The sequence below is a fragment of the Streptomyces sp. NPDC038213 genome, assembly GCF_055600495.1.
This window is the reverse complement of sequence record NZ_JBVJYM010000030.1, coordinates 85158-95420: the sequence shown is the minus strand read 5'-3', so window position 1 is coordinate 95420 and position 10263 is coordinate 85158. Positions and strand designations below refer to the sequence as shown.

The following is a 10263-nucleotide window of genomic DNA, read 5'->3' as shown; positions in this document are numbered from 1 at the left end:
CCCCTCACCGCATCCGCCACACCCTCCCCACCCCCCACTCCCGCCACATCGCAGCCACCCTCCACCTCGCCCTGGAAGCGGCCCAGGAGTGCGACCCCGTAGGCCTGGCCGTGCCCGCCCTCCGCCTGGCCGCCGTCCTGGACCCCGCCGGGCACCCGCGTTCCCTCTGGACCGGCCCCGCCGTCTCCCGCCACCTCGCAGCAGCCGCGGGCACCGACGTGGACCCGGGTCAAGCGCGGGCGGCCGTACGGCTGTTGAACCGGTACGGGCTGCTCGCCGACGACCCCCGATCAGGCCCCCGGGCGGTACGGATCCACGCCCTGACCGTCCGCGCCACCCGCGCCGACCTCCCCGCCGCGCAGCTCCCGGCGATCCTCACCGCCGCCGCGGACGCCCTCCTGGAACGCTGGCCCGCGAGCGAGGAGACCGACCCCGACCTGTGCGCAGTCCTGCGCGCCAACGCCCTCCTGCTCGCCCGCGAACCCTCCGACGCCCTCTGGAAACCCCGGCTCCACCCCGCCCTGGACCGGGCCGGCCGCAGCCTGCGCGAGGCCGGGCTGCACCGGGCGGCCATCGCGTACGGGCAACTCCTCGTCGGCCGCTGCGAAGAGGCGTACGGCCCGGAACACCCGACCGCCCTGGACCGCCGCGCGGGACTGGCGGCCGCGTACGCGGCGGCGGGGTACGGCAACGAGGCCCTCGACCTCACCGAGCAGATCGTGGCCGACCGCATCCGCCTGTTCGGCCCGGGCGCCCCCGAAACCCTCGCGGCCCGCGCGGACCTGGCCCTCGCCTACCGGGACCTGAACCGCTACGCGGAAGCCATCGACCTCCTGGAAGAAGTCCTGGCCGACGCCCCCCGCCCACCCACACCCCACACACCCCCGCCCCCGGCCGCGAGCCCCCCGGCCCCCGAACCCCCCACCCCAAACCCAGCCCCCACCCCCGCCGACCCCCCGACCGAACCCCCCACCAGCGGCCCCACCCCACCCCCTGCCCCCGCCACGGAGCCCCCCACCACGACAACGCACCCCACGGAGCCCCCCACCACGACCGACCCCACGGACGCCCCCACCCCAGCCACCCGCCCCCCGGCGACGCGCCCCGCACCCACGCGCCCCACAGAACTCCCCACCACGGAGACGTACCTCCCGGAGACCCACCCCGCAGAAACCCACCCCGCAGAAACCCACCCCCCGGAAGTCCCCACCCCAGAACTCCCCACCACGGAGATCCACACCACCGCCCGAATCCGCCTGGCGGCCACCCTCTCCCTGGCCGGCCACACCGAGGACGCCCTCGCGCTGGAGGAGGAGCTCCACGAGGAGCACCTCCGCCTCCTCGGCCCCGAGCACCCGGACACCCTCGACCGGGCCGCCGCCCTGGCCCGTACCCTCCGCACAGCGGGCCTGCTACCGCAGGCCCTCGCCCTCCAGCAGCAGGTGGCCTCCGGCCGCGAACACACCCAGGGCCCCGACCACCCGCACACCCTCACCGCACTGTCCGAACTGGCCCACACGTACAGCGAGTCCGGCCGCCGCCCCGACGCCCTGGCCCTCCACACCCAGGTGGCCGCCGCCCGCGCCCGCACCCTCGGCCCGGACCACCCCCTCACCCGCGACGCCCAGAACGCCGCAGCCGCCTGCCACCCCCCACAACGCCGCCGCTGGTGGCACCGAACCTAGACAGACCGTCTCCTCCGGAACCAGACGGCCCCCTGCCCCTGCCCCCCGCCCCTGCGCCTGCCCCCTGACTCTGCGGCCTCGCCGCGCTTGCCACGCTTGCCGCGCTTGCCGCGCTTGCCGCGCTTGCCGCGCTTGCCGCGCTTGCCGCGCTTGCCGCGCTCGCTCCGTCTCGGCTCCGCATCGAGGGCCTTGGAGAAGCCGAGCCGCCGGGAAGCCCGGCTACTGGGTGTACCCGGGAAGCCTGGTGCACCCAGTACCCGGCCCCCTCCGCCCTTTCGCGGCACAGCATCAGACGCCGTCCACCCCGATCCGCCAAGATCCAAAGGAGACGACCTCACCACACGGCCAAACCGCCCCCCGGAGCCCAGGAGGAGCCTCACGACCGCTCCCCTCGCCCCCTCACGCCCCCCTCACCCCCCCCGGACGGGAATCCCGCCCCACCCCGCCCCACCCGCCCTTCCCCCTACTCCCCGGCCGTCAACACGCTCAGAACCTCCGCACAGATCGCCATCGCCGTCTCCGCAGGCGTACGCGCCCCCAGATCCAGCCCGATCGGCCCGTGGATCCGGGCGAGTGCCTCCTCGCCGACCCCCGCCGCGAGCAGCCCGTCACGGCGCCGTGCCTGCGTCTTGCGGGAGCCGAGCGCTCCGACGTACGCGACCCCGTCCCGCAACGCGGTCCGCAGCGTGGGCACGTCGAACTCCGGATCGTGGCTCAGCATGACCAGGCACTCCGAACCGCGCCGCCCGCCCAGCAGCTCGGCTGCCTCGCCCCCGTCGAGCGTGGTCACCGCCTGCCAGCCCAGCAGCCGGGCCTGCGCCCGGATCAGCTCGGCGAGCTCCCCCGACCCGCCGATGACCAGGTACGGATCGGCAGGCTGCGCCTCGATCAGCACCAGCCCCTCGTCACCCTCCCCGCACCGCGCCTCACGCCCGGCCCGATGCCGCCCGAGCATCTCCCGAGCCCGCTCCTCAGCCCCTAGAACCTCCGCACCAGCGCGCCCACCCGCACCCTGGAGCTCACCCGAACCCACCCCCTTATCCTCAGCCCCACCCCCACCCAGCCCAGGCCGCACCACCGTGCTCACCACCTGCCGCCCGGCCCTGTCCAGCCGCGACACCAGCGCCGCCCCGGCCCCCTCACCCAGCAGCCGCCACCACTGCGCCGGTACGGAGTCCAGCGGCTGGATCAGGATCTCCGCCTGCCCGCCGCAGGTCAGCCCGGCGGACTCCGCCTCGGCCCCGTGCACCGACACCTCGCACACCCGGGCCGTGTCCCCGGCCGGCAGCGCCGCCACCTCGGCGACGAGCTGAGCATCGAAGACCCCGCGGTACAGCCGGCCCTCGCAGGTGCCGCGCGCATCGATCAGCACCGCCCCGCCGGGCTCCCGCGGCCCGAACCCCTGCTCGGTCACGGCCCTGGCCAGAAAGGCCCCCCGCCCCTCAGCCACCCACTGCTGCGCGACATCCACGATCTCCCGCACCGGACACCCCTTTCACCAGGCGTTTTCACCAGAGGCCCAACGCCCCCAACGTACGCCCGCCCCCCACACCGCCACCCCACCCCAAGCCCATGTCCAGCCTTTCCCCCAACCCCACCCGTACGATCCGCCAACCCGCACCCCCACCGCCCCCCCACCACCCCTGACCTGACCCTTTGCTAAACCCACCCGATGGTGCAAGATCGCCCTGCCCTGCCCTGCCCTGCCCTGCACTGCACTGCCCCACCGCACCTCCCGCTCTGCCCCGCCTCCCGCCCTGCAGCGCACACCGCCAGCGGGATTGCGCCACCTGAAGGACGACCCCCAGGTGTCTCAGCTCATCGGCTACGCGTCCGGAGTCTTCGACCTCTTCCACATCGGGCACCTGAACCTCCTCCGGCACGCGCGCGCCCAGTGCGACCACCTGGTCGCCGGCGTCCTGAGCGACGAGGCCTCCGCCCACAAGGGCCACCTCCCGGTGATCCCCCTCGAAGAGCGCATGGAGATCGTCCGCTCGATGTCGTACGTCGACGAGGTCGTGGTCGACCACACGCTGGAGAAGATGGAGGCCTGGCAGCGGGTCGGCTTCCACCGCCTCTTCAAGGGCGACGACTGGCGAGGCACCCCCCGAGCCGCCCAGTGGGAGAGCGACTTCGGTGCCGTAGGCGTAGAGGTCGTCTACCTCCCCTATACGACCCACGTCTCCAGCACCCACCTCCGCCACCTCCTCCAACAGCTCTGAACCCCACCCCACCGCACCCCACGCCTCGCCCCACCCGCCCCCTCCCCCCGCGGCGGAGTAACGTCGTCCCCACACGCTCTTCCCACCGTCACCCGCACGGACGGCCCCCGCCGGGCCACAGCAGCCCTCCGGCCGACGACCCGAAGACCGCCACGACCGACCCACCCACCCACGACCGGGAGCCCCCGTGACCAAGAGCAAGAACATCAACAACCCCATCGGCCAGGGCGGCGGCCAACGCAAGCGCCTGTCCCGCACCGAACGCCAGAACAACGGCCCCCACCGCAACCTGGACCGCCAGGGCGCAGCCGACAAGAAGGCAGAACTCCTCCGCAAAATGCGCGAAAAAACCGAAACCCCCAACGCTCCCCAGCCGTAACCCCCCTCGCGGCTCCCGCACATGCCGCTGGGGTGCTCGGCGCCCGGAAGGCGAAGCAGATCTACGCCGCAGCCCGGCACCACCTGCCTCAGCGGGATGCGTGAGGCCGAACCACTGGTGCGCCGACGCCGACGTGCTGTGCACATACGGGGACTGCCGCCCCTCGGCCCCGGGTGATGCGGGCCTGCGCCCGCGGACTCGGCGGAGACCTGCTCCGCGCCATCCAGCAGCGGCAGTTGCCCGCACATACGCGAAGACCCCGTCCTCAGCGTTACCGCTGATGGCGGGGTCTTCGGGCACTTCCTGCGAAGTGCCCCCGGCAGGATTCGAACCTGCGCACACGGCTCCGGAGGGCCTGTGAGCTTGCGGCATAGCAGCAGTTCAGCAGCTTGCTACGGGCCGGTCGGGGCTGCCCAGTCCACGAATGGGCCACGGGCTGCCCAGGCGCCTACTCCAGCAGGATCTCCTCCGGTCGACGGTTGGTGACCGCGGTCTCGCGGACCCGCAGTATGTCCTCGATGCAGGCTTCAAGGTCTCCGCCGTGATCATCCCGGGCCATGCTCCTGAGCTCCCGCGCCAGGTCTAGCCCGTTGACTAGAACGATCGGATATTGATCCTCGACCATCTCGGTCTGCGCCGGCACGGAGTAGGCCCCGGTCGTGACATAGACGCCGATCCAGCCCCGGCGGAGACGCGCCACAACCCGAGCGATCTGGTCGGCGGAGACGACGTGGTCGAGCCGGACACACTTCGCCTGACCGAGGACGACGAGGCTGGTGCCTGCCAGTCCGCTTCCGATGTCGAGCCTGCCCACGAAGTCAGCCCCTCCATCGCCGGACCGTTGGGTCAGCCATCCTTCGAGGTAACTGTTCCCAGCACCTCGCAGCACGCGCGCGGCAACCGCGGAGGCCACAGCCTCGAAGTCGTGCTTGCGGCCATCGAAGTACTTGTAGATCAACTCCAGATCTTTGGCCTCAGGCGTGCCCGGCTGCGGTCGCTGGTCAGGCACCTTGGTCACTTTGGCCCGTGCAACCCGCCGGCGGAGTCGCGGAAGCTCCGAACTGCCGTTCCTGACCCACTCCCGCCACGCCCGCGGAGCAAGTGCGAGCGTCTCTGCGTCGCTCAGATCCTTGTTGCGACGGGAGTGGATCCACTCCCAAGAGACCTTGTCGTCCTCGTCGGTCAGGTCGAGCAGGGCGATGTCGTACACGTAGTTGGTGAAAGTAGCGTGGTCACTACCGCCCCACTGCACCAGTCGCTCAGCCCGCTCGATGATGCCCAGCCCGCAGAACTCGACATGGCCCTTTACCTTGCCGCTGCGTGAGACGGCGCGGAATAGGAGCAGCGGGACACCACTGGCACGTTCCTCAGGTGTGTGCCCCTGATGCCCGGTGAACGCATCGAGCAGTGCAGCGTTGCCGATCGTCTTTCCGGGGGGCACCGTGGTTGTGGCTTTGTGGTCTCCGAAGTAACGCACGTGCCCGTTGTCCATGTCGAACACGTCATGCCAAGGGGTTTGTTCGGTTCCTGCCTTCCACGGACTGGATCGGACGAGGATCACCGGCCGTCGGGGAGATGGCGCCGCCGCGACCTTGGCCATCCCGTTGATGCCTGACTCGAGGAGCGCTCGCCTCATGTCCGGTGAGTGGGTCACGTGGTGGAAGTTGGGATAGCCGTCGAGAACCTTTGGTACGGGGTCCTTGCCGGTGGCGTACCGATACACCTGACCCACACGTAAGCTCCCACCCATGGCGCCCCCTGACACTGTTGCGATCCTGCGGCGACACTAGCGGCAGGTACCGACAGTCGGGGCGTCCCTCCCGGTGAGAGTCCAGACTCCGTTCGCGTGACGCTCATGCACTGACGGACGTTGCCTGGCCGGCAGGGCCCCAACTGGCATGAACGCAGCGTGTGGGACGAAGTGCTGGTGCCACCACGAACCACGCGGTAGCTTGATCGCCCTGCATTGGCATGTTCCGTGACGAACGGGGGACTCATGAGCACTGTCGTACCTCAGTTGGAGATTCGATTTCGAGGCCGGGTTATCGAGCATCTCGGCATCGACATGTATCAATCGCCAGTGGCGGCAATCGCTGAACTGGTTTCCAATTCTTGGGATGCGGATTCCCGGAACGTCGATGTTGCCCTGCCGGTAAAGATTGGTCCGGGTGCGCAAATTGTCATCTCCGACACCGGCGAGGGGATGACGCTTGCCCAGTGCCAGGAGCGTTACCTGAACGTCGGTTATGACCGCCGTAAAGATCGAGGCGACGATAGGACGCCTGAAGGTCGCCCAATGATGGGGCGGAAGGGCATCGGCAAGTTTGCTGGCTTCGGTATTGCTCGATTCGTGACCGTGGAAACGGTTAGCAAAGAGACCGGCGAGCGGACGGTATTCCGCCTCGATGCTGCGCAGCTGATTGAAGATGTTGACTCTTACGCCGAAAGTCGGCCCTTGGCGGTCGAGGTTTTGGAGTACGATGCGCCTTCAGAGGGGCGTAAGAGGGACCACGGCACGACTATCACCCTGAGTGACCTTTCGCTGAAGGTTACGCCGAATGCATCTCAGTTCAGGACGAGCATGGCGCGTAGGTTCTTGCTGCTGGAGCGGGCAGATGAGTTCCACGTAAATGTGAACGGCGAGCCCATTTCGGATTCTGAGGATGTCGAGAAGATAGAGTTCTCTTTCCCTGGCGCCTACTCTCATGATCAATTGCCGGACGGGGTGGTTATCGACGAGGACGGGTGGGGCTTGGAGACCCTCCCGGATGGCAACACGGTTCGATGGAAGTTTGTCTTCTACAAGGAGCCGATCGGCGAAGAGGAGCTGACTGGGATTTCGGTTTTCAGTCATCACAAACTCGCCCAGCGGCCCTTCCTGTTCAACCTCAGTGGCGGGTTCGGGGGTCAGCAGGGAACTAGCTATCTGTCTGGGCGGGTCGAGGCGGATTTCCTCGATGAACAGAAGCGGGATCTCATCTCCACTGAGCGTCAGCGGGTCAACTGGGAGATGGACGCATCTCGCCCCCTTTTGGAATGGGGGCAGGGTCGGGTCAAGTCGCTGCTGCGGATCTGGCAGGGCCTGCGTTCCAAGGCCAAGGTCGATGCGATGCGCAAGCGAATGACGCCGTTTTCGGTACGGCTCGGAAAGCTGGAAAAGCCGGAGCGGAAGATCGTTGAGAAGGCGCTCACGTCAATCGCCCGCATTTCTTCGCTGAATGACGATCAGTTTGCGGACCTGGCAGAAGCGATGCTTACGGCCTGGGAAGGTGGCCGGCTTCGAGGGCTGATTGATGATCTCTCTGAGGCTGACATCATGGATGCTGAGGCCCTGGTGAAGATCCTGGCAGAGTCGCGCGTCATGAGTGCGCTTCATGCGGCTGAGCGTGTCAAGAGTCAGCTGAATTTGATTACGGGACTGGAAGAGAGGATCAAGAAGCGCGAACTTGAGAACGAAGTCCGCGACTACATTGCCGAGAACCCCTGGCTTGTCTCTCCCAGATGGGAAACCTTCAGGGTGGAAAAGAGCGTAAAGGGGCTCGTTGACGAGGTCGCCAAGGAGGCGTATGGAGAATACTGGAACGCTCGGATGGATCTCGTCTTGTCATCCGGCAATCAGCTTCTGGTTGTGGAGTTCATGCGCCCCGGACTCAAGGTTGACTGGGATCACCTGAACCGATACGAGCGCTACGTCTACAAACTGCAACATGCCACACTGGCCCGTTACTCCGATTTCCGTTCGGTATCCGGGTTGCTGGTTGCGGATAAGATCGAGAAGGCGACGGATGTTCTCGCTAAGATCGATGACATGCGGCCGCGCGACATGGATGCAATGGATTGGGCGGGATTGCTCGGGCGGGCGAAGAAGCAATGGGAAGATTACTTCGAGATCCTCTTCTCGCGAGCACCGGAGGACCTGCGTATGCAGTCGCTTGTTCATGATCCGGTCGGTGGCGCAAGTTAGAACACGCATCGGTGTGGGCTGAGCGGATATAGACGGGGGCGTGCCCCTTCTCGCTACCCACCCAACTCCCATCCCGTCTGCCGTCGACCCACACGTATGTGGAGCGGGCGCGGTGCCGGGCGTCCAGGTGGAGCGCCCAACTGGACGTACGACCTGGACGCCCGGTGCCGTGGCTGCTCGGCTTGTCCTGGGTCGATGGCAGACGGGATGGGAGTTCCCCGCCTCAACCACACTCCGGCCGGCACGCGCGAGCGGTGCCCCGCCATCCCGGAGCCTGAGCGCCCCCGCCGGAGGCCTGTTCGGTGAGGGAGGGAACCAGCGGCCCCCATGTGCTCGGCTCATGCCTTCGGGCCTATCCCGTCTGTAGGGGCGGGCGTCGGCGCAGCGCGCGCGGAGCGGGCCGAAGGCAGGAGCGTCGCGCGAGAGCGGAGCCGGGAAGCCCGCCCGGCGGAGCGGAGCGCAGCCGGGTGCTTGATGAAGTAGGGAAAGTTTGACCCACTCCTAAAGGCCTTCTTGTGGGCGGCTGCTCGGGCTGTTGCCATGGTCTTGGGGACGGCCAAGGCTGAGGGGGGCCTGTGGGGGAGCTGACGGTCAAGGCATGGAAGCGGTATGGGCGAGACCGGCTCTATGTGAATGACTCCGATGGCGGTGAGGTGGCTTGGTTTGATCAGGTCAGCGGGCATCTGGAGTTGAAGCGTCCGGAGTTACAGGCAGAGGTGCTCATGGCGCTCGTTCGGTACGTGCCGACGGAGGGTGGTGCCAACGGGGCCACGGCTGGGAAGGTTCCGAAGATGCGGGGGTCGGTGCCTCCGCCACTCGTCTCTCGGCCGCAGCCTGAGCCCCGGCCGACCTCTCAGGTGTCGCCTCCTCCTCGGCCTTCGGTGCCTCCTTCGCTGCCGCCCCTGGCTGACGGTGACGATCTGGCGCGGAACAAGCCCGGTGAGGGGCTGAAGAAGAAGCTGGCCGCGGAGGGGCCCGGGCTCGCACAGCGGTGGCTCGATGTGGTGCTGCGGCGCCCCGCAAGGATGGACAGCTGGCGCAAGGGCCTGGTGGGGGAGCGGAAGGTCGGGAAGGAACTGCGGCGGTTCCTTGGGCATGGCTGGGTGGTCTTGCACTCGGTGCCGTTGCCGCCGAAGCACGACATCGATCACTTGTTGATCGGGCCCGGCGGGGTGTTCACGCTGAACACGAAGAACTTCACCGGACGGAACGTCTGGGTCGGCGACGACGTCGTCAAGGTCGATCACGGGCCGGGGTACCCCATCCCGAAGAAGGCCCGGCGGGAAGCCGAACGCGCGGCCAAGGTGCTGACTGCCCACTGCGGCTTCTCAGTGGAGGTGGCCCCGCTGCTGATCTTCGTGCAGCCGGCAGCGGTCGAACTCGCCTCGCCTCGGCAGACGGTGCAGGTCTACAACGACCGCAGCCTCGCGGCCCTCGCGCACGCCACCGGAGTGCTCGACGCTCGGAAAGTGGAGCAGATCTACGCCGTCGCCCGGCACCGGCAGGCCTGGGCTACTGCCTGAGGGCCGTAGTGGATCGTCGGCTCAGCTCGCGTCGATCAGCCGGCGCCCGTCGTGGCTGCGGACGTGGGGGCCCGCTCCGTCCAAGGCGTCCAGGAGACGTACGGCGAAGACCTCGGCCATGCGGTCGGCTACCTCGTCGGGGGTGAGCCATGCGACGGCCGTGGACTCATCGGAGGTGCGCTCCGTGCCGCCTGTCGGCCTACAGCGGAAGACCAGGGCGACCACGCCCCGGGTCGTGTTCTTGTAGACGCCGGTCAGCTCGTCTACCGCCACGTGGATGCCGGTTTCCTCCAGGACTTCGCGGCGTACGCCGTCCTCGGGGGACTCGGTGAGCTCCAGGACTCCGCCGGGGAGTTCCCAGGTCCCGTTGTCCGCGCGCTGGATCGCCAGCAGCCGGCCGTCCTCGCGCACGACCGCGCCCGCCACGGACACGGAGTGGAGGGGCGTTGACTGGACCTTCGGGGCTCCCGTACTCATGTACAGGAGCATA

At 68.3% G+C, this 10263-nt stretch carries 8 protein-coding genes; 5 read left to right on the top strand and 3 right to left on the bottom strand.

Annotated elements, in window-relative coordinates; translation table 11 throughout:
- Positions 1–1685 (top strand): tetratricopeptide repeat protein (locus ACZ7JZ_RS29755; protein WP_470944691.1); only part of this gene is annotated, 1685 nt, incomplete at its 5' end.
- Positions 1686–2148: 463 nt separating this feature from the next.
- Here the strand turns inward: ACZ7JZ_RS29755 and ACZ7JZ_RS29750 are convergent.
- Positions 2149–3168 carry an XdhC family protein gene (locus ACZ7JZ_RS29750; RefSeq protein WP_470944690.1) on the bottom strand — a complete coding sequence of 340 codons (1020 nt, stop codon included), beginning with the start codon at positions 3166–3168 and terminating at the stop codon, positions 2149–2151.
- 325 nt (positions 3169–3493) lie between these two features.
- Between ACZ7JZ_RS29750 and ACZ7JZ_RS29745 the strand changes: the two genes are divergently transcribed.
- Both ACZ7JZ_RS29745 and ACZ7JZ_RS29740 read left to right on the top strand, forming a co-directional pair.
- Positions 3494–3907 (top strand): FAD synthase family protein, encoded by a 414-nt coding sequence (locus tag ACZ7JZ_RS29745; RefSeq protein ID WP_470944689.1) that lies wholly within the window; start codon positions 3494–3496, stop codon positions 3905–3907.
- A gap of 187 nt (positions 3908–4094) precedes the next feature.
- Positions 4095–4286: a DUF6243 family protein gene (locus ACZ7JZ_RS29740; protein WP_470944687.1), complete on the top strand. Its 192-nt coding sequence runs from the start codon at positions 4095–4097 to the stop codon at positions 4284–4286.
- A gap of 448 nt (positions 4287–4734) precedes the next feature.
- Here the strand turns inward: ACZ7JZ_RS29740 and ACZ7JZ_RS29735 are convergent, their stop codons facing one another.
- Positions 4735–6018, bottom strand: coding sequence for a restriction endonuclease (locus tag ACZ7JZ_RS29735; protein ID WP_470944686.1), 1284 nt, complete (start codon positions 6016–6018; stop codon positions 4735–4737).
- A gap of 264 nt (positions 6019–6282) precedes the next feature.
- On the opposite strand from ACZ7JZ_RS29735, the gene ACZ7JZ_RS29730 reads away from it, so the two are divergent.
- Together ACZ7JZ_RS29730 and ACZ7JZ_RS29725 are read left to right on the top strand one after the other, a co-directional pair.
- Positions 6283–8250, top strand: a complete 1968-nt coding sequence (locus tag ACZ7JZ_RS29730) for an ATP-binding protein (RefSeq protein WP_470944684.1) — start codon at positions 6283–6285, stop codon at positions 8248–8250.
- A gap of 575 nt (positions 8251–8825) precedes the next feature.
- Positions 8826–9773, top strand: coding sequence for a nuclease-related domain-containing protein (locus ACZ7JZ_RS29725; protein WP_470944682.1), 948 nt, complete (start codon positions 8826–8828; stop codon positions 9771–9773).
- Positions 9774–9794: 21 nt separating this feature from the next.
- Here the strand turns inward: ACZ7JZ_RS29725 and ACZ7JZ_RS29720 are convergent, their stop codons facing one another.
- The gene (locus ACZ7JZ_RS29720) at positions 9795–10262 is read right to left on the bottom strand and encodes an NUDIX hydrolase (RefSeq protein ID WP_470944681.1); all 468 of its coding nucleotides are present in this window, start codon (positions 10260–10262) and stop codon (positions 9795–9797) included.
- Position 10263 lies beyond the last annotated feature (1 nt).

Excerpts from the sequence above, each read along its gene's own strand:
- ACZ7JZ_RS29730 (WP_470944684.1), top strand. The coding sequence starts at position 6,283 with ATGAGCACTGTCGTACCTCAGTTGGAGATTCGATTTCGAGGCCGGGTT.
- ACZ7JZ_RS29720 (WP_470944681.1), bottom strand. The coding sequence starts at position 10,262 with ATGCTCCTGTACATGAGTACGGGAGCCCCGAAGGTCCAGTCAACGCCC.